Genomic DNA, 20,468 nt, shown 5'->3' with positions numbered 1-20,468 from the left:
ATGGCCTCTTATCTAAGTAGGATAATGATCGTCTCAACCACCACCACTGCTGCAAGGGCGATGATGGCGTAATCTTTAAACGGTGATTCGTCCGGAATTTCCGGACAGTTCACACTGTCCTGAAAGTGAATGTCCGGCGGTTGAACCCAGAGAGAATCCACCCCGAGCGCTTCCAGTTCGCCGGTTATACCGACTGTTGCGTAGCCAGAAATAAAGGTGCTATCCGTCTCGATGTGCCAATCAAAGGTCTTTGGATCTGACGTGGCCTGCCCGACCGGGACAGAATCACCAGGGTTGGCAGCGGGAAGGGCCGTTCCGTGCGGTCTCCTGGTGATTACTGCCGGCGGGAGGTCGTTCCGGGTAACAGCCGGAACTGAAATGACTGTATCAATAAGGGTAACGGTCTCAGGTTTCTTTGAGACCCACCCGGAATAAAATCCACCTCCAAATGAGATCACCATGGCAAGTATGGTGAGAACGATCTTTTTCATATTGACAGGTTATCGAACCCACTCTCCTCTGGCTTCTGAAATTCATAGGACCGTTTAACGAACCGCATCTTTTTCGGCAGGTTCATTTCATCGCTTCCCCGGTCCTGTTTAATCGGCTTCATGCAGTAGTATTGCTCCCATGCCTGAAACTCAACAACATATCTGGCTCCCTCTTCTGGACGATTTCCGTCCTCTAACCAGATAATCCGGGTGAATGTGAATCCGCCGGTTGTGAATGGTTCGGTGTCGTAATCTTCTCCTGCAACATACTCGGTCGAACGGTAGGAAACCCGGTTGATATGAGACAGTCCAAAAGCATAGATAACCTCCTGACTGCCTTTTATCATGATCTGCCTGTCTGGGAGTACCTGCCGGCGGAATACCAGAATGTCGCCGTTTTGTACGGTATTGTACGGTCCGGAGGCAACAATCTGTCGGGTAACAGAATCCCGATAGGTTGGATAAAAAGTGATGTTACAGCTTCCTGCCGGAATCCTTCCATTTGATTGAACCTGCAGATATTCTGAAACCTGATTGTATTGAACCTTGGTCGTGACCGGGCTGTCATACCGGAACCCGAAGACGCAATCACAATCCGGATCCGGCTGGCCGTTGTTGTCGGCCAGGCAGGAACAAAGGTGACCGGCGTAGTAATCTGCATCGCTGCCGGATACCTTCAGAAGTGAATCGTAATCGCTCTGGGTAAAGATTCTCATATTACAACGATATCCACACCACTGTTTCCGTAATTCCGGAGAAGGGATTGCAGTGAATTCTGATACTCCCGGTCAATCATCTGAATAAACTGATCAGGGCGGTAGGACTGGCTCCTGTTTACCCCGTCCACTCCAACTGAAATGGATGCCTGGCGGGACTCCGGACTGACCATTGGAATAACCGTCATCAGGGTCTTCAGGCAGATCAGCTGTTTGATGCTTTCCTGCTCGTACACCGGGAGACTGGGGAAATCAATCCCTGCATAATAATCATAACGGAAAAAGCCTGGAACCCGGCTGCCTGCCATGAGGTACGGGCTGGATCCGTAAAGACCGGGGCTGAGTATCTGTGCTGCCGTCTGGTCCATATTCATAATGAATCCACCGGTTGGCACAATTTCAAACTGTTTCGATTTTTTGTGAACGACAAAGAATTCCGGGTTGATACTTGCAATCAGGTTTTTACCGAAATACAGCTCGACCTTTTCGAGACTGATAATTGGTCCGCGGTCGGTTGTGGTCATCCACCGGTTATCAATGAACGGTTCCTGGTTGTAAAAATCCCGTCTCTCTCCTTCGATAAGACGTTTTCCCAGATAAAACTGTCCATCCCGCTCAATCTCTGCGACTGACCGGTCGATATACGGCTTGAAGCCGGTCGGACTGGCTGCCAGGAAATTCTCAATTGCTTCCTCAAAGTGGGCATCAGCTTTCGAACTCTTGGCAATAAAGAAGGTCTCGAAATATTCTGAGCTGACGTATTCAATATCAAATGTGTCCGGTACTTCCAATTTTTCCCGGAGGGGATTGTACCCGGCTTTCGGGGTAATTGTGGCAGCGTTATTCTTTATCGTGTAGTAAACCCGAACGTCCTGAGATTTCTCGGTCTCCGGAATGGTTATAGATGCGGTCGTCCAGGTTGAACCAGATTGGGTTGTTGCCAGATTCAGTGCGGTTGTGTCGCCTTCAAGCGTAATCGGCAAGCCATAGGCATTTATGATGCTGACCTGTACCGATGTGATGGCCTGATTGGTCGGATCGTGCTGGTACGATAACGTGAATGGCGTCCCGATGGGAATCATTTATCTTCCCCGGACGGTTGGTTTTTCTTTCCGCTGAAGAAGATGACGGCCAGTTCAAGGGCTGTCCGCCCGAAAATTCCTACCATGGCAGACAGGAAGATCAGGATGGCAATCGTGGTGTCCGTTGCTTTTGCAATCAGGAAAATGGCGATGATACTCAGGATGAATTTAATCCCTGTAAAATCCTTGATCTTATCAAACAGGAGTTTTTTCCAGTCCATCCCGGCGGTCCTCTCTCTTTTCAAGTTGAGCGATACGTTCATTAAGCCGTTCAATCGTGGTTGCGAATTCCCTGATCTGCCGGGCGTCCAGGTCTTTTTCCTTTTGCAGGAGTTTGATCTGTGTCTCCAAAACACCGCTCTCCTGTTTTAATCGCTTTACTTCTGCAGACAGAATATCTCGTTCGGCTTTGACGGTGGCGTAATCCTTTTCCAAATCGGAGAACTTTTTGTTCAGAATGTCTATCTCTGCCTGCATTCCCTCCACCAGGTTCTTCATTCCTTCATTGACAGCGGTAAAGTCTTCTCGCTTTTCCTTTCTGGCAGAGAAGATAACCGCAATGACTGCGGCGATAACGGAAACAACCGGACTGAGGTAAGAGATCAGTTCCATAACCTGAAAACCTGAAAAAGAAATGAAGTGATAAACATGCCGATCTGAATACCTATCCAGTCAGCGAGTAGGTCTTTCCATGAGAATCCATCTCCTCCAAAACAGTAAACCCATTTACCAATACGGATGTAATTTGGGTCTTTATCCGGGACGAAGCCGTCTTTGATTTCCCAAAGGAAACCCAGAGTCAACATGGTTAATGCAGAGTACAGGATCATTTCGTGTCCTGAATTACAGAGGAGCAGAAGCAGGATAAAAAGCAGAATCGTCCCGATCAGGGACCCGAAAAAGTGCTGGAACTTATCGTAGGAGAATATCCCGGTCGTCGAAACCGAGAACTCCTGGCTGTCCCACCGGTCATTAGCAAACCGGAAAGATTCTGCTAAAAATCCATCAATGCTGATCATTACTGAACCAGATTGAAATGGGTGGTTTCTGTCAATTGAAGCGCTTGCTCATCCGTAAGGGGGTCAGTCACGATACCCGTTGAGTTATCATACTTAACGGACAACTGAACAGATTCACCTTCAACGGTCAGGCTGACGTTGACCACACCGGATCCACCGTTGAAATGTTTGTACCGTACCTTTGGCTCATAGGCCGGCGTTTCCGGCGACTGGCTCTGAGTGTCTGACGTTTGGCCAGGGTTATTGTCCTGCGTCTCGCTCGGAGTCACTCCGGGAGCATCAGGGGTTGCTGCTTCTTCGGGAGTGGTGGTCGTGGGTTCCGCCGGTTTCGTTTCTTCCGGCAATTGGGTTGGATTCTCGCCTGCGTTTTGTTTTTGCTTTGCCATGACATGGCCCTTTCATGATTGGGATGGGGATAAATACGAAGGGGCCGTCCCGTCCTTGGCATTGCCAGTGAAGAAGACGGCCCCGTGCATCAGGTCATTTACCTGTTATTTCAGGGTATAGCTTTTCACGTTTTTGAACAACACCATTTTCCGGGGTTGCATCAGGAACGGAGTGGACCAGTTACGCTGAATCCATGCAACGTAGTCACCCAGAGAGGCGATATCGAATTTCTGCATATAGAGCAGAACGTCCCAGCGGAACACTTCCTCGCTCCAGTCAATCATGAAAACATCGGTCGTTCCATCATAAACGGCACCGAGGTCAACCAGAGTGGTCGTGGCACCGGCAACTGCGACATTCCCGATATGAACGGCTGCGGAAAGCGGATTTGAGGACGGACTTTTCAACCTCCAAACACGGTATCCTTTTTCGGTTGCTCCGCCAGTACGGGTAATGGTGATTGTCACCTTCTGCTTGGTTGATGCGTGAAGAGTCACGTCAGCAGGAATGTGGGCTGCTGATTCACCATCGAGATAAACGGTGGTGATAAAATACCGGTAAACAGAACCGACAGGAAGCACCGAGTTGGATTCGTCAGCAGCAACTGCGGTGGCGGTGGCGGCGGTCGTAGATGCCCCAACAGCAACCGTGGCATCCTGAGCCTGATTCAGGTTCATCGGACGGCGCTTGCCCATGAAAACATCGGTTTTAATCTCAACCGGCGCACCAAATGGAGTCACAATACCACCGCTGTTTTCACCCAGTTTATAACCGATGGGAGTTCCACCAATCGGACCATTGCCATTCACATAGAACTGCTTACTGGTTCCCAGAGCCTGGTTCATTTCGTTAACAGCACCGAAACCAGTCCACAACTTCACATTGTTCGGGTTTCCGTAGTTATCAGCGATGATCCGGGTTGCATCAGAAAAATCCTCGATTTCCAGAGCTGCTCCAGCCTTATCAATGATATTCTGTCCAACATAGCCTGCAGGCAGGTTATCGGTGAATTGTTTGATAATTCCATCAAACGACCGTTCGTTCACACCGGAATCCCCATAGAGACCTTCAACGTCCAGCGACCGGATAATCGCTTTGGTTTTCAGGTTGGTTTCAGTGGCTTTTGCGGGTGCAATCAGGGTCTGCTGATTGGCCACGCCGGTCACTTTTCCTTGAACCCCGATGAATTTGATATTCCGAACCAAACGGGCGAAATGATCAGTTCCGGTTTGTGGCAATCCACCGTCTTCGTAGAATCCGGCAGTGGTCCCAAGATCCTGGGTGACGGCTTCAGTAACGATGGTCTTGGAATCGCGCTTGGGAGCGTCTTTCCAGAAGGTGGCCATGTTGTCCTTAAAGGTCAGGTCCTTAATCACATGATCAAGGTTTTCAGGGCGGAGAGCACCTGCACCGGTTTGAAGCGCATCAACGCCTCCGGAGAAGTTGTTATATCCACCGCCGTCAAGCGACTTCATAATCGCCTGAAGTTGCCGCCCGATTTCCTCGGGGGACAGGGTTTGAAATTGGGCTTGTTCCATGGTAATGGGTCTCCTTCAGTTAGGAAAGGGTGATGTTTTCTTTAGCCAGGATACTCTTCGCCATGGGGGACAGGGAGTTTCCGGTTTTGTCATAATGAAGAATGGCCAGATCGTTTGAATCTACCTTGCCTTCTTTACTGGCGTTGGCAATGACTTCAATGGCCTTTGAGTAGGCATTTTCACTGCTCGGCTGATTTCCACCGGGTCCTGTGATGGACTTGGTGATGGGCGAAAGGGGTTGGCCAGCGACCACACGGCTGACGAGATCGGCCAGTTGACCGAACATGTTCACCATGGATTCGTTTTGGGCGGCCTGACGTTGGCTGTTTGCCAGAAGCGCATGAACGGATTTCGCAAGAGAGCTGTAAACCTTCGCGCTTTCTCCACCGATCAATCCGATCAGTTCGGTCTGCTTGGCAACCAGTTCTGCTGTTTTTCCGTTGAGTTCACCGGTTCGCTCCATAGCGGAGACGAATTCACCGGCGTTTGCGTCTGAATCAGCACGGTAGGCATTCATGGACTTCTGGATGGAAGTCATGGTGCTGGTATTGATCTCACCGATTGACTTGGCAATCTGGGTGAGTTGTCCGTTCATATCAGAAATAGCCAGAATGGATTTCTCCATATCAGCAAGTGCGGAAACTGCTCCGTCATTCACTTCCTGGTCTTTCTTTTTCTGATCGGCCTGCCACTCATTGGCAAGTTTCCGGGCTTCATCATCTGACTTGCCCTGAGACTTGAAATAAGCAAAGGCGTCCGCGTAGGTTTTAATCTTATCCATTGCGTTCCTCGTTTGGTTATTGATTTGCTCGGGTCTCAGGGCGCTTGCACCAGTCTGCAGTCCAGGGTCACCACCGGAGAAATTGGAATAATCCGCTCCGAGGATGGATTTGGCGAATGCAGTCATGGTTGCCCGGGGGTTCTGTGGTCCTCTCGTATAGGCAACGGAAGACACAAAGGTTTTCAGGTGCTTTCCGTCTTTCTTTAGAGATAGTCCCTCGATTGAGAATCCGGCCGTCTTGGGGTTGTCCGGATACTGCTGGTTCCACAAGGCTATGTTTTCCAGATCACCGATGACGGATTTTGCCACTTTGTACTGGGGAGTACCTTTTTTGGCGAAAATCCTGCCACGAAACCGGGTCTGCCCTCCCTGATGAGTCATGGAGTCAACAAATCCGATGAAGTCTGCCGGGTCCTTGCTGTGATCGTTTGTGATCCTGGCAAGTCCGTGTTTGACATAGGTGGTGTCTATGCCTTCAGGAACAACGATCTCATTGACGATATCAGGACTGCCATCGCTGGCAATTCCCTCGATGGTGGCCTGAATGAAATCTTTGGTTTCATCGGCATCACCACCTTCGACACTTTTGAGTATCGGTGTTAAATGGACTTCATATAGTTTCTGGTTTTCCAAAGCGGTTCCTTGCTTGAGTTCCCGTTAGGTACAAGAATAGAACCGTTTTTGGTCAGTAGTTAGGTACTAACGATGTAGTCTGCTATGCTGTTCTTCGTAGCCATAATTTACTATCATCTGAAAAGTAAGAGAGGTGTGTTGGTCTGCGATGAGGTTTTTGTTTAGTTCGGCAAGAGAGATGATTTGTTTTCGCGTAATAAGCCTGTTAAGCTTTTCGTAGTATTTGATTTTATCGGAAATTGATCTGCAGGCGGCTCGCCTGACATGCTTAACTCCTGATATGGATAGACCGATTTTTAATCTGATGGCCTGGTTTACACCCCGTGGTTTCTTTTTGGCCGGAGAGTATTTGTTCTTCTCCAGATGTTCTTTTATGATCTGTTGAACCAGTTCATGGGTATTATAATTGAGGAGTTCCCTTGGCGTGAGTGTAATTGCCATGGGTGTCGAATCAACGACTTCTCGTATCTGATCGAGTTGTTGGGGGGAAAGTATTGAATGGATCTCCCGCCGGTAGAATTGTCTGTCAATCATTGTGGCCCTTTGATTGACCGGACTTTTCCGACTCTGGCGGGTGACCGGTAAGGTTGGCTGGCCCTTTACGGACCTTTGTTATTTATCTGTAATCGTAGTGATCCGGGGAAGCGCTGTTACCCGGGAATCCAATGTCATGATCGGTCATGTCCTGCGGATAATCATCCCAGGTCCTTTCCTCCGGGTCCCATACCCTTCGGAGGTAAGTATGCTGAATCCGGCCCGAACGGTCTTCTGCTGCCTGCCATGCGGAATTGATCACGTCAGAATCCGAATAATCGCAGACCTTCTTGCCGTCCCGGGTGTATTTTGCCAGAGGATCAAGAGCATTCGGGTCTGGTTCTGTCCTGTATGGGAATTGCGGATCCCGTTTGATCAGAACCTTTTTCAGCGCGAACCAGTAGTCACCATAGGCACCATAAATCGGGCCGTGAACGCTAAGTCCGCGGCTGATCTTTTCGAGTTTCCCGGCAGCATCCGGGGTGAGGCCTGTCTTATTTAGCATCGTGGCTCTCCTTAATGTACTGTTCTGCTTCTTCTGGTGTGTCAAAGTGACCATGAATCCGGTAATCCTTCCGGAGGTCCTTAAGGCTGATTGAGTGGTCCTTGTTGGGAGTGAATCCGACCTTCCAGTTTGGGCTAAATATCGGATTATCCGGATGCAGATACGAACGAGCACCTGCCTCTATCTTATAATCCTTCCGGTGCTGGTCGTAATCCATTCTATCGATATTCAGAATGGTCTTATGACCGTTCCCGATCAGGCGGAGGAGATTGCTTTGTTTTTCATTCGTGTCTTCATGGGTCCAGGATTTTGATTCGTCCTCAATGCCAGAGACAACCAGATATCTACCTTTCCGGGCAAAATGGCCGGACGGTAAGGCCAGTTCATTTAACTGAGTGGTGTCGCTGTGATTGTCATCGTTATTGATATGATCAATATGTTCTCTGCTTCCGGAACGGAGAACCTTTTCGCGGTAAATGTCGGCCAGCTTCTTCGATTTCATCAGGTTTCCGTGTGCTTTTTTCAGAACATCGTTGTAAAGTTCCGGTTCCTCGTCTGCCCAGTGATTTTTTCCTTTGTGATGAAAATATGTGGTTTCTGGCTTCAATAACCTCTCTCTGGCGGCAAATGATTTGATGTCCTTGAAGAACTTGATCTGTTTTTCTTTGCTGTCAGGAAATATCTGGACTGCCACTTCTCTCAGACTACTGAGAGGTTGCGTGCTGTTCCCCATCATAGAGTCCATCGCCAATCGAATGGTTGCGTTCGAATAATCACCCAGAATATCGTTGTGCTTTTCAATTTTTGACGGTAGTTTTCCTCTGACCTCGCTTCTCCAATCGTATCCGCTGAATTTAATATTACCGTGTCTTCCCTTGATATTATCGTGCTTTTCTTTGTATTCAGCGTGCCGTCTCATGGCTTTGTTGTAACTGGTCGTGTCCCGTCCGAGCTTCTCCGTCTCACCTGCCCGTTTCATCTCATCGTACTTACCCATCCGGGTGTCGATGTCTTTTAATGCCCTTTCAGGGTTTGGACTTAACATTGCCAGTGATCTCATCTTCTCGATGGCTTCAAATTCATCGCTGGAAATTGTGTCGGTCGTGCCGTTATACAGGTGGTCAAGCATACCGGCTTTCCGCTGCTGGGTCATGTTCCGGTAGAAATCGTATCCATTCTCCGTGAAATAGTGGTGGATGTTTACATGGGAAACCGGGTTCCCCTGGCGAACTCCCCGGCCGTTTCTCTGTTGGATATTGGTCGAGTTCCATGGTTGATCAAAATGGTGGATATCTGTTGTTCCCATTTGCAGATCCATCCCTGTTTCCATAGCGGTTCCACCAATGATCACCTTTTTCCGGCCTTCCCGGTAATCGGTCGATGCCTTGTACCTGTCATCTTCAGAGGAATTTCCCTGAATCAGCGCTATCTCCTCTGCTGGAATGCCGTGTTTTCTGGTGAGGTAATTTGCGATTTCTTTGTGATAGTCTCCGTTCTTCCCAAAGTTGAACCCGTCAAGGAATACGAGGTTCTTACCTCCCTTTTTATAGGATTCTGCGATATTGCTGCAAAGAACCTTGAACCGCTCGGGTGGGTTCTCTGGGTCAAATCCGTTTGAATGCGGATCGAAACATTCATCGACACAAAGCCGGTCCATTCGCTGCATGAGGTTCTGAACCCCGATTTCAGAACCCGTATCCATATTCGTGAACACTCTTCGCGGACCACGTTTGCCTGTTTCCTTTATCCAGTTCGGGAGTTCGCCTTTGTCTCTATCGGATACCATGGCATTAATAGCAGAGATTAATTCTCTGAGCTTCTCCTTCTGGTACTCTGTCGGCGGGACAATGTGCCGGTGATTTACTTCCTCTGGAAGTTTTAACCCGACTTTCAGTTTGTTCTCGTTGTGGTCGAAAACGGTTGCGTTTGATGCGTTCTTCATGTCAAGCAGACGGAAGAGGAAATTCCGGAAACCATTCGCCTCTTTGAATCCGTTCACAACCTGTGCAAGTTCCACGTTCCCGCTGGTGTCAAATTTGTACTGTTGCGTGACGTTGGCGAATGTGTTCATGAAATCCGTCACGTTGTCGATACCGAATTCCTTTTTCATCAGGTCGGGGGCAACCATACTCAATAAGTTGAAAGATTCATGAGGCTTTGCTGTAATCGGTGTGGCCGTCATGAAAAACACCCCGCGGTTGTTGTTCTTCTTCAGCAGATGCCGTGAAAGCATAAACATATTGATTGCTGCATTGCTGGTGGTGCCAGTAAGTCCTGACGACTCTCCCCTGGCATCGGTTGTGTCCGGAGCGTCAAACAGAGATTTGAAGTTGTGTGCCTCGTCAAGGAACAAATGATCGATTCCGAGATTCTCAAAACTGATGACGTTACCGTAACCTGTTTTACCCGGGCGGAGGGACGGATTCACGTCCCGGATTGCTTTCAGCGCCTTCTGTATTTTCTCAGCTGACTTCTCAATCAACCGGGCCTGCTTTTTGTCAGCATCCTTCCCTTTGATATTTGCGGCCGCTCTCAGTGCGAGGCTGTCGATTTCCCGAGCAAGCTCCTCAATGGTGGTGATTTTGTCCGAGTCAAAGCGATAGTCAGTAAGCCCAGCTTTGTTGGCCAGATCATTAGCCATTCCCTTAGCCGTCATTTTCAGCAGGTCGAGTTCGTGTTGTTTGTAATTTTCTCCGGCCAGACTCAGATATCTGTCGCTGTTGGTTGATGGGGATAGAACCGAATGTGGAATAATGATGTGCGTGTGCGCTCCGGTTGCGATGCTGGTCAGATTGGCATCCCAGTTCGGGTCTGGTTCCAGCTGGGTAAGTCCTTTCTGGTCAAGAACTGCATTCCCGTCTTTGTCTTTCTTCACCCGGTAACCGACAACTGCTACCTTTGCATCAGGAGACCACTCGGTGATCTCATGAAAGAATTTCGAGATGTTGTTTTTCTCAACGGCAAAGGCAGCCCGTCTGTACTGGCCTGTTCCTTGCAACATAGATGACATGGCAATTGCCCAGGCTGTGTTATGTGTAACCACAAAATCATTTGTAAGGTATAGATGGTCTGGCGAGTCAACGGCAATACATTGGGTTTCTAAATTACCAACAAACTGAATGTTATCAATATACCTGCGTACTGGGTATTTTGACGGAGAAATGTACCGGCCTGCCTTGTAGTCAAACGGATTTATTTCTCCTGGCATTTTTATATGAACCCGATAACTGTCTCGTCCTGTCCGGATCTCGCCTTTATATGAATACTTCGGAGCGTTTTTAACGGTAATCCATGCTTGTCCTCCGAGTGATAAAACAAGATGGCGAACGCCCGATGCCAGCTGTTCGGATGCAGAAGAATACTCTACTGTGGTTGCACCACGTTTATTACATGATGCAGACCCGTCCGTATCCATTAGACCGTGCAGCAGCGACAATCTTTGTTCTACTGAAGATTTCAGATAAATTGGCGGAATGAATTTGTTAAATGAACGTGATGCATATAATCCAAGTTCTTTTAAGGCCTGTTTTATTGCTGTGCCACCAGTTCCGTTCAGGATATAATCATACTTGGACTGATGTTTTACTTCACAATCTGGATACAATTGTCTGATTCGATCAATTATTGATTCAGATGCTGTGCTGATTGTTAATCCACTATGCCCTTTACCCGGGAAACACCCATTACCCAATAGTAATCCCATAACATAAGGTTCGACTGGAAGCTCTTGCTTAGGAAGGTCCACCGGAGATGAAAGCATTGGTATTGCAAACCGGTACGCACCGGACTTTCTTTTCAGCGGTTCATTGAGGATCTCTTTTAACTCAATTACGCTATATGGTTGTTTCCTCGCTATATTATTTGCTGTGTAAATAGGCCATAGGTGCTCGTCACATGACCTGGCTTTCGCTCCATCGGAGAATGTAATTTCATAGACCGGTTTTAACCCTTGAGGAAAAACGCCGATGACTTCTGTTGGTTTTCCATCACCATCAATTATCATGTCGCCGCGTTTGATATCACCCATTCTGATAAAATCGCCTGTTGCTAAAAGAAGGAGAGAATTTAAATCCTGCGCTTTTCCCAATCCAACGTCCAGCGAGATTATTCCCCTGCCCTGGTCCATAAACTTGCGGAGAGAGGCATATTGGTACGGATGAAGCACATACTCTTCATGGCCGGTTTTCGGGTTCTTCTTCACGAAGCCGGGGATCTCCATGGGTGCCATTGAATACTCTGGCTCCACATAGTTCTTCATCTGCTTCAGGTATGCGTCTTTGATTGCTCCCTGATGTTCAGGGTTTGATTCGATGAATGACCGGAAATCCTCGTCAAGCATGGAAAGGTCATCGCTTCGTCCTGACCGGCTGACACCATTCAGATAATCTTCAAAGGCAGAGATTGTGATGTCTTCGTGAGCCGGGCTGATCCCGTAATTTCTCCACCCGGACCGGTTTTCGTTCTCGGTCGGTTCAACAATAAACGTACCATTGACTTCACGGATCCGGATTAGGTCGTTATCCAGGTACTCTGATATGAAATCGTTTTTTGCCTGTACCGGGACGTATTTAGACTGGATATTGAACCGGATGTCGTCAAGGTTTACGTCCGGTTTATTCTGTTCAATGTGTTCAATCTGCTTTTGCAGTTTTTCCTTATAGAGACCGGTTGCAGTCTCCATTGCTTTCCGATACTGATCAATCTTGTCATAGACCTGTCCGGAAACGGCATGGTTGAATGGGATGATATGCGTTCCGTTTGTTCCAACTTCCGGGTGTTCAAGCAAAGAGGATTCGACTGCTTCTTTTGATTTTCCGCCGGTGTACCGCTGGTAAATCTCATCAATCGTGGGAGGAATGCTATCAGCAAACAGGGCTTTCATGATACTGTGAGGATTCACCGGGTCGTGCTTCTGAGCCGATACCCGCTCCCCTGCCAATGTCCGTCCACCGATAACCGGGTTGATCTGACCATGATCATCATGAATGGATTGGAATACTGCAGCATAACTGTTGATTCGTGCGGCGTTCTGGATATCCTTGTCATCCTTCGGATTCCCGTGAATGGCTGTGAACCTCTTTGTGGCATCGATCAGGCGATCAATCTTCGACTGGTCAAATGGTTCCCCGTTGGCAGCGGCCGTATATCCGGAATGGAATATCCGTCCCAACATCATAGCCCGGAAGACCTTTTGTTTCCCTTCTTCTGTTTTGATCGGCTGGATGGCGCTCCGGAATCCGTTAAGAAACGCTGCAAATCTCGGATCGTAGGTTTTAATAACAGGATGGTCGGCCAAAGCTGTCACGTCATGCGTGGCGGTCATGGCATGGTCAAGGTCCTGGAACTTTGCTTTCATGTCATGAATGCTTGTGTATCCGTAGTCAGAGAAGTCTCCGAGTTCTGTGGCATACTGCCTGGTTGTCCACTTTCCACCGGCGAAAATCCAATCCTGACCATTGTGTTTTTTTACGTCTCCTTCTTTGGGTGGCGCGATAGGTTCCGATGGAATGCCGAGTTTTGAATAATCAGCTGGCTTCTTTCCGGCCAATTCCTCAGCAATCTGCCGGAAACGATCAGGATCAAAATCGCCTTTGGCTGCTTCGCTTCCCCAGTTCCCGGTTGTGCGTTCTCCGATTATGTGGTGCTCGTTTGCTTTGAAGTAGTGACTACTCATCCATGGGTCAATCAGGTCAGATGCTTTTCCAGACTGAACCATCTTTGCCACCTGATCGGGTCTCCTGCGGAAAAAGACAACATCACTGGTGACGCTCGTTCCTGCATCCCTGAAAGTCTTGTTTGGAAGCCGGATGGCACCAACAAATTCACCGTATGCCTGAATGTCCTTTGCGATCTCGCCATTTTGGGAATATTTGAGCTTTTTCTTCCCTTCCTCCGTCAACAGAAGAGATTCATCTGCAAGCGGATCCATGGTTTCTATTTTCTTGTTTTCGAGGAAACCGGTTGGTACGATAAATGAGTGGACGGACCCGGGTGCTCCGTGTTGCAGGGATTTCAGAATAAAATAGTCTTCGTGTTTTCCATAAGCCATGGAAGTCTGGTCGTAGGTCGGGTTTGATTGGCGGTCCCCGAACGGGACGTTGGCAATCGTGCCGTTGAATTTAATCTGATTCCCGCGGCTAAACTGCTCAAACGCGCTGTGCATTACGCTGTCCTGCGTGTGTGTCACTTTGGCGACAAAGGCAGAAATGGGGTCCAATTCGACTCCGACCATGATGGTGTCGGTTGGTCGATGATCAATGTACCTGCCGGTTCCGCAACTGGGTTCCAACATAATCCCACCTTTATATCCCAGCGATCTCATTGCATCCCACTGGGCTTTCACTACCTCTGATGGGGTATAAAACTCATTGGCATCCTGAATGTCCGTTCCTCCCCAGCCGGTGTATGATTTCAGAAGGTTTTTCTGCTCCGGTGTCAGCTGTGATGTCCTGATCGGTGAAGGATCATGGTCCGGATCGAATTCAAAGGAATCTCCACCGGTTGCTCTGATTGGCATCTGGGTCAGAAGTGTATTGTACCTGTCGCGGTCGAAACCAACAACACTGGCGATTGATGACCTGAATGACTGGTAAGTCCATGTGCCTTCCGATTTGAGGACCGTAACTGCCTTTTGAATGTCTTCCGGCTCAAACTGGCCGGCGGCATACGACTGGAATTCCAGTGTCTTGCCCAGAAGGACCATGGCGTTTAGATTGACTTCAAAGCGCTTTACTCCCTTGGGAACCCCGGCTTCATCATATTCGGTAAACGGTTCGTAATTGGATGCCTCTGGTTGGGTTGGTTTCTCGACCGGCTTCGTCTGTGTTCCCCATTCTCCTCCTCCAGATTTTCTCGGTCCTTTTCTTTCTTCATTTTTCCACCCGTGAATTCGAGGATCGATCTGTGTTGGGCGATCGTCACCATGCCTTCCGGGGCCGACATCAAACAGATCAAGGAGGTTCTGACCTCTGGTTGTGCCGCCTGTTTGTTCGTTTTTCAGCGGATTGGTGATCTGCTCAATGGGCTTTCCGGTTGGCTTCTCTTTCTGTTGGCCGAAAAGGTCTTGGGCTGCACCTTCGGGTTTGCTTTCTTTGGTATTGGTGACCGGCTGGGACTGACGAAGCTTTAGTGCTGCCCTCTGGTATTCATCGGCATGATGATTGTCCAGGTGGTGCTTCATAACCAACATGGCCAGTTCTGTTTCGCTCAGATTGGTTTTTCCGTCCACTGCATCTTGGATCGCTGCCGAATGACTTTCTGCCTGCCTGCGGTGCTGGTCATGGAATTCATGCAGTAGGTCGGCTCCTCTGGATGGTCCGAATTTTTGAACGGCATATCCAACCTTCTGACCGATGGCGTGCTTGATCTCGTCCAGTTTAGAAAGTGATGCAGAATGAAGCTCATTGCTCATCTGTCGCATTTCCGGCCGATCGAACCAACGGAGAACGCCGGTTTTTGTCTGTTGCAGTATCCGGGTGTCATCCGGGTTATTACCAAATTGCTTTACCTGCCCTGCAGATGGTGTGATCTTTGGTTCGGTCGGCTTTGTCGGTTCGCTTCCGAACAATCCCATTTGGTCTTCATGCGCTTTTGTCGATTTGAATAATCGGCTGAGTAGTGATGCAAACAGGTTGGTCTGGCTGGTATCTGGTATGGACTGCCAGCGATTTACCTTTGGATTCTTTCTGCTCGGTAAAATGGCCGTGAGTGGGTCATTTTTGATTGGACCGTGGACCACCTTATTTGGCTTCCCTCTGTATTTTGACGGGAGGATTTCTTCTGCCAGCTTATTAATCCGGCTTTTATGGGTTTCGAGTGGGGGTAATTCACCATCAAAGTTGAATCCCATTTGACCTATCTCAGGGTCTCGCTCATTGCTCCGCTGAATGTCCTGCCGGATTGCCTGAATTGCTTCGGGATCAACCGGGGTTTGCTCGGTAGTGGCCTGTTCAATCTGGCTGGCAGCCGGGTGGTTTACAATGATGGATGCCGGATGGTCATCCGGAATAGAATCGAACAGGTCGCCATATTTCTGGCTTGGTTTTGGGCTGAACGTGGGTTTGTCAATCTTAATAAACCCACTGTTTCCATTGGCATTCCAGGGTTCAATCTCACCTGTTTCTGTGTTCCTGAGTCCCCAGATATCTTTTGAATCGTCAACAATCTCGTATTCCTGATATCTGTTGTTATAGTTCCTGTAAACAATATCTCCCTTCTTATAGGAGTTTAATTTATCTCCGTGGAGGTAACTGTCTAATGGTTTGGTTCCGTTTGTTGATAAAACATCTTCTTGCTCTCCGTCTGGTACCGGGGCTGGTGATGGCTCCCGTGGTTCTGCCTTTTCTCCAAGAGGATTCGTGATCTGCTGAATGACTGGGACTTGGACTTCTGTTTTAACCGGATCTGGTGCTGCTGCTGACGGTTGAATGTGCCTGGCGTAATCAATAAATGTCTTTCCGTGATGTTCGCTGGAAAAGAACCGGCCATCCGGACCCTGCAGAACATCCTCTTGCCGTTCGAACTTTCCCTCTTTCAGCTTTTGCTGGATTTCAAGCGCTCTTTTTGTCTGTGGGTGGTTCTCGTTCCCGCTGGGATACCCTTGACGTTTGAGTAATGCAAGCTCGTTTTCGAGTTTTTCCTTTGACTTCGGATCGTCAAAAGTCATGTTGGTTACCCGATAACCTGCAGACACTAAGTCCTCGGCCATCTGGCGAAGGTGTCCGATTTTCTCTTTTCCTTCATGATTGTACCGGAATAACTTGTCGTGCAGATGCTTGGTAACCCGCTCTTTCTCCATAGGGGTCATGCCGTTGGTGAAACTTCCCAGATCGCGCTTGGCGGCTGTCGCCTGCTTCTGCTCGTCTTCCTTTTTCCGCCGCTCAATCCCTTCATTGTGGCTGATTGTCCTGCGCTTGGCATCCTGCTGTTCGTTTTCCAGATCATCAATGTGAACGTAGCGGGATCTCCCGGTCTGGTCGGTTAATTGTAGCCATCCTGGACCTCTGTTCCCCGCCTTCCCGATGGTTATATTGTTCGGGCCGTCCTGATACGTTTTCCCTTCAACGGCTTTTATCCGCTCATTCATAGGGCTGTCACCAGACTGCCTGTCACGGTGCCACTGCTGGGCCTCGTTTGCTACTCTGATTCGCTCCAGGTAACTCGCTGCATTCACGGCCACTGAACGCTTTGCCGACTCCTCGCTGTGATCTCCGTACCTTCCGCCGGTAATCTTGTGGCCTCCGTGATTGTACCATGCTTCATGGCCTCTGGCTTTAGTGTGTTTGTACTCTGTCTTTTCGACAATGGAATCGCGTTCCTTTGCGAATCGCTCATCATTCCACCGCGGAAAATCCTTCAGGTGTTCTCTGACCTGATTAATGTCCATGTCTGGGTAAATGCGTTTGATTGTTCGCATTGCTTCTTCATTCTTGTTGTGCCGGTCTCCTGGATCCGGGTCTTTCATGAATGACTGGTATTTTGCCTGCGAAATTGCTGCACCGATCTTCTGTTGGTGGTTATTCTGATCGTAATCACCTTCAGTCAGATAACGGATGTAATCATGTGGTGATGCGATCTCCGGATGGTGCTTTTCGATAAAACGAACCAGTGTTTCCTTATCCTCTTGTTGTTTTGCGTATGGAATGCCATTGCCATGCGTGCCGGTCAGGGCCTCAACGACTGCATGGTCACGGAGGATGTCATGAATTGGAATGTGCCGGTAATCCCGTTTTGATCTGGCCGGGTACTTTCCATCATCAACCAGCCGGGTATTTTTGGGCGGCTCCATTCCATTTAATTTGTGATAAATGTGGTCAGACACTTCACGGTAAAAGTCCACACCATGCTTTTCGATCTGCTTGAATTCGCTTGGAGTGATCTGGAACCGACCATATTGTGGATTGGCTCCGGCATCTTCTTCCTCACCCTTCGATATGCCCCTGGATCGCATGAAAAGATCATTGGCCGCGGAATGTAGTCTTCCGTGGAATCTGGAATTCCATTCTCCGAATTCTTCCTTGGTGTCATCTTTCCGGTACCACTCGCCTTCATTTGATGCCATGGCGTGATCGACCAACATATCCCGGAGTTCATGAATGGTTCTTTTCCCGGGTTCTGGTCCGGCGGACCCTGTAGCTTTTTCTGCGTCAATTGCGGATAAAACTCCTGCATATCTTTCGCGGTTGTGCTCGGGAATTTCCTTCCCTTCCCGGTAAGCTTTTTCAACGGCCTCCTGATGAGTCCTGTCGGACGTATCCCATGAGTGAGAATGATTCATCCGGTCGTCTCTTGTAATCCCGTGACCATTGGCCTTCTTACTGATTTGGCCCAGGCGTTCCTTCTCTCTGTTCAGGTCGTAGAGAGCATCCCGCTTCCGCGCTGTGTGGTGGGCTGGGATGTTGTCATAACGTGCCTGCGCTTTTTCAACATCCTCCTTCTTTTTCTTTGCATAGTACTGATAAGTTTGAGCTATCCCAGCGTCAACATGCTCATCATACGTCCGTTCGTGTGCCGGTTTTGACAGGTAGTCAGCCGGGGACTGTTCTTTGTATTCTGCCCATGAAGGATCAAGGTGGCTGTATTCTGCCTTTACTGCATCCGGAATGGTTTTCCCGAATTTGTGGGCATTAAGGACTGCATTCTCATGGAATTCCCTCGTATGGTCTCCGTCTGCTGCCAGATGGTCGTTCCCGGTGTGCATCCCTCTTACATATTGCCAGTGTTTCCTGAGAATATCTTCCTGTTTTGATAACTCTTCCTTGAGACCATTCTGTTTTCTGCCTCCGGTTGGCGCCTTCTCAATATCAGCCAGGAGTTCTGCTACCGTTTTGAGTTTCTCCTGAACCATCTTGCTTCCCGTCTCTGCGTGACGTGTCCGTAGGAACTCATTGTATGGTAGTTCATAAGGTGGTTTTGAAAAACTTTCGTGGAATTGACTGTCAGAGAAGTACTGGTCCTTTAGGTTTTTAACCTCATCAACATCGTTTTTCCATGATTTTGAATGCACTCCTCTGAGGTGCCGTGCATGCCTTAATTTTTTATGCAGGTCTGATGCTGCTCGTTCTCCCGGGTCCTCTGAATTCGAAAAACCCTCGTATTCATCCAGATAGTCTTGTTCTGTTTTGGCTGGTTGCTGTGGTTCTGTTGTGGTTGTTTTGTCCGGCTGATCTTTGGCGTATTCATCTTTGAAATTCTTCACAACTGCATCAATGTTGTGATATCCGGAGACTAACCCCTCTGGTTTCAATTCCTGTAATCTTTTTGCGACAAAAACGGCTTCTTCTGGTGAATCAAATTCCACATTAGCCAACGGTACTTCGGTGTCATGGCCACCGATATTGAGTAGCACCCCGCCACCTTTGCTATTATCGTTCACCCTGTATTTACTTGACTCAAAGTAAACATTAGCACCAGTACCTAATTGGCGGATTGGTTGTACTTTTTCATTCTTGGTTTGGATTGCCTGCGGTTCGGCTTGCCGTGGTTCTTGTTTTTCCTCTCCATACCCGAAATGTTCTTTCAGCCATGATTCAGCCTTGGCGTTATCCCGGTTGAAATAACAGGATTCACGGGGACTCCACCTGAAACCATTTTTATACAGACTGTTCGAAAGCTCACCATCGCGTGGGAACCGGTCAGAAAAAGAAAGGTTCAGATTGCCGTACTTCGGGTGCTTGGTTACATTTACCTGTATCTGTTCCCCAGACTCATTTGTGAATCCGGCAGTCTTAGCGGTAAGGGTGCCGCCCTTTGGTTCTGCCGCGTCCTGTTTGACTGCAACTGCCGGAGCGGGGTTCTTTCGTTTAGATTCCTGAACCCAACTCATCCGGCTTACCCGGTAAGGATGCCCGTCCACATTAAAACTGATTGATTCCCCTGCATTATAAAGCATCATCCGTGCTCTCTCTGGGGTCGGGAAATTGTCAATGTTGATGGAAATCCCCCGGGTGTCGCGGTCAACGTCCAGACCGAATTCCTTCAGCTTCCCGGCCAAGCTTTTGAGTTCTGTTTCTTTGATATACCCATAATCCCGTTTTAATGAGACCGGCTTTGACGGAATCACTTGATTGATCAGAACAGCAAAGCCAATAGGGACTTTCAATTCACCTTTATGATACTCGAAATTGGTACGTGACGTGCCAAAATTATCCGAAGATTCCATATAGGATTTATTGAGAGACATGCGGTCTGAGCTGATTTTCATGCCCGCTTCCCGGTATTTTGGGTAATCCGGAGAGCCTGGAAGTTTTTCTGTTTTGGTTGCACCCCAGACCCATGATTCACTTGGCATTTCCTCATACTTGTTGGACTTACCTTCGTCAACCTCTTTAATCTTTCCGGTCGTTTCCTTTAATACCGTTTGCTGTCCTTCCCGGTATGATTCTTTGATTCCTTTTGGGTGAAGCACGTCCTCGCCGTGGGTGTCAACGTGACCAATTTGACGGGCCTCCCCGTGTGACTGGTGGTGCAGGGCAATGGCTTTGATTACGGCCAGTTTATGGGCTTCCTTTGGAAGTTCGCTGGTGGGGTCGATGTGCTTTTTCCAGTGCTCTGCTGCCTTTTCATAAGGCATTTCGTGCATGGGGGTTTCCGGGTTGGCGATCTGCCACCGGCGGATTGCAGGGTTATTTTTGGCCTGCTGAAGGACCAGAGTGGATCCGTCTGCGCCGGTCTTGGTCGTGATATCTATCTGAGTGGATTTTGCGATGCGGAAAAGGTCGAAAATACCCATGGTGGCACCAATCGGATTGGTCCCGCCTGTCCGTATGTTCTACCGGTTGAGG

12 protein-coding genes are annotated in these 20,468 nt (G+C 48.7%); all 12 read right to left on the bottom strand.

The genetic code is table 11. The features are described 5' to 3' along the window. Nucleotides 1-8: 8 nt before the first annotated feature. Nucleotides 9-491 carry a hypothetical protein gene (locus HUU10_04470; protein NUQ80845.1) on the bottom strand — a complete coding sequence of 161 codons (483 nt, stop codon included), beginning with the start codon at nt 489-491 and terminating at the stop codon, nt 9-11. Continuing rightward, on the bottom strand, nt 488-1,207 hold the full coding sequence (locus tag HUU10_04465; GenBank protein NUQ80844.1) for a hypothetical protein: 720 nt from the start codon (nt 1,205-1,207) through the stop codon (nt 488-490). Before HUU10_04465 ends, HUU10_04470 begins: the two co-directional genes overlap by 4 nt. Further along, on the bottom strand, nt 1,204-2,289 hold the full coding sequence (locus HUU10_04460; GenBank protein NUQ80843.1) for a hypothetical protein: 1,086 nt from the start codon (nt 2,287-2,289) through the stop codon (nt 1,204-1,206). Before HUU10_04460 ends, HUU10_04465 begins: the two co-directional genes overlap by 4 nt. Continuing rightward, complete coding sequence (locus HUU10_04455; protein NUQ80842.1) at nt 2,286-2,510, bottom strand: hypothetical protein; 225 nt, start codon at nt 2,508-2,510, stop codon at nt 2,286-2,288. The genes HUU10_04460 and HUU10_04455 overlap by 4 nt, the downstream gene beginning before the upstream one ends. Next, nucleotides 2,485-2,901 (bottom strand): hypothetical protein, encoded by a 417-nt coding sequence (locus tag HUU10_04450; protein NUQ80841.1) that lies wholly within the window; start codon nt 2,899-2,901, stop codon nt 2,485-2,487. The genes HUU10_04455 and HUU10_04450 overlap by 26 nt, the downstream gene beginning before the upstream one ends. Continuing rightward, entirely contained in the window at nt 2,892-3,308 is a 417-nt protein-coding gene (locus tag HUU10_04445; protein ID NUQ80840.1) for a hypothetical protein, read from the bottom strand. Before HUU10_04445 ends, HUU10_04450 begins: the two co-directional genes overlap by 10 nt. Further along, nucleotides 3,308-3,694: a hypothetical protein gene (locus HUU10_04440; protein ID NUQ80839.1), complete on the bottom strand. Its 387-nt coding sequence runs from the start codon at nt 3,692-3,694 to the stop codon at nt 3,308-3,310. The genes HUU10_04445 and HUU10_04440 overlap by 1 nt, the downstream gene beginning before the upstream one ends. 105 nt (nt 3,695-3,799) lie before the next feature. Then, complete coding sequence (locus HUU10_04435) at nt 3,800-5,233, bottom strand: hypothetical protein (protein NUQ80838.1); 1,434 nt, start codon at nt 5,231-5,233, stop codon at nt 3,800-3,802. Between the two features lie 19 nt (nt 5,234-5,252). After that, complete coding sequence (locus HUU10_04430; GenBank protein NUQ80837.1) at nt 5,253-6,647, bottom strand: hypothetical protein; 1,395 nt, start codon at nt 6,645-6,647, stop codon at nt 5,253-5,255. 66 nt (nt 6,648-6,713) lie between these two features. Further along, entirely contained in the window at nt 6,714-7,181 is a 468-nt protein-coding gene (locus HUU10_04425; protein ID NUQ80836.1) for a hypothetical protein, read from the bottom strand. A gap of 82 nt (nt 7,182-7,263) precedes the next feature. Continuing rightward, a complete protein-coding gene (locus HUU10_04420; protein ID NUQ80835.1) occupies nt 7,264-7,686 on the bottom strand; it encodes a hypothetical protein in 423 nt (140 codons plus the stop codon). Continuing rightward, on the bottom strand, nt 7,676-20,416 hold the full coding sequence (locus HUU10_04415) for a hypothetical protein (GenBank protein NUQ80834.1): 12,741 nt from the start codon (nt 20,414-20,416) through the stop codon (nt 7,676-7,678). The genes HUU10_04420 and HUU10_04415 overlap by 11 nt, the downstream gene beginning before the upstream one ends. Between the last annotated feature and the right edge of the window lie 52 nt (nt 20,417-20,468).

Source organism: Bacteroidota bacterium (genome assembly GCA_013360915.1).
Taxonomy (GTDB): domain Bacteria; phylum Bacteroidota; class JABWAT01; order JABWAT01; family JABWAT01; genus JABWAT01.
The sequence above is the reverse complement of the archived record's forward strand: the minus strand, read 5'-3'. Positions and strand labels throughout refer to the sequence as shown.

Bases quoted from the DNA above. Each gene is read 5' to 3' on its own strand.
- HUU10_04440 (NUQ80839.1), bottom strand. From the start codon at position 3,694: ATGGCAAAGCAAAAACAAAACGCAGGCGAGAATCCAACCCAATTGCCG.
- HUU10_04470 (NUQ80845.1), bottom strand. From the start codon at position 491: ATGAAAAAGATCGTTCTCACCATACTTGCCATGGTGATCTCATTTGGA.
- HUU10_04425 (NUQ80836.1), bottom strand. From the start codon at position 7,181: ATGATTGACAGACAATTCTACCGGCGGGAGATCCATTCAATACTTTCC.
- HUU10_04445 (NUQ80840.1), bottom strand. From the start codon at position 3,308: ATGATCAGCATTGATGGATTTTTAGCAGAATCTTTCCGGTTTGCTAAT.
- HUU10_04415 (NUQ80834.1), bottom strand. From the start codon at position 20,416: ATGGGTATTTTCGACCTTTTCCGCATCGCAAAATCCACTCAGATAGAT.
- HUU10_04450 (NUQ80841.1), bottom strand. From the start codon at position 2,901: ATGGAACTGATCTCTTACCTCAGTCCGGTTGTTTCCGTTATCGCCGCA.
- HUU10_04435 (NUQ80838.1), bottom strand. From the start codon at position 5,233: ATGGAACAAGCCCAATTTCAAACCCTGTCCCCCGAGGAAATCGGGCGG.
- HUU10_04420 (NUQ80835.1), bottom strand. From the start codon at position 7,686: ATGCTAAATAAGACAGGCCTCACCCCGGATGCTGCCGGGAAACTCGAA.
- HUU10_04460 (NUQ80843.1), bottom strand. From the start codon at position 2,289: ATGATTCCCATCGGGACGCCATTCACGTTATCGTACCAGCACGATCCG.
- HUU10_04465 (NUQ80844.1), bottom strand. From the start codon at position 1,207: ATGAGAATCTTTACCCAGAGCGATTACGATTCACTTCTGAAGGTATCC.
- HUU10_04455 (NUQ80842.1), bottom strand. From the start codon at position 2,510: ATGGACTGGAAAAAACTCCTGTTTGATAAGATCAAGGATTTTACAGGG.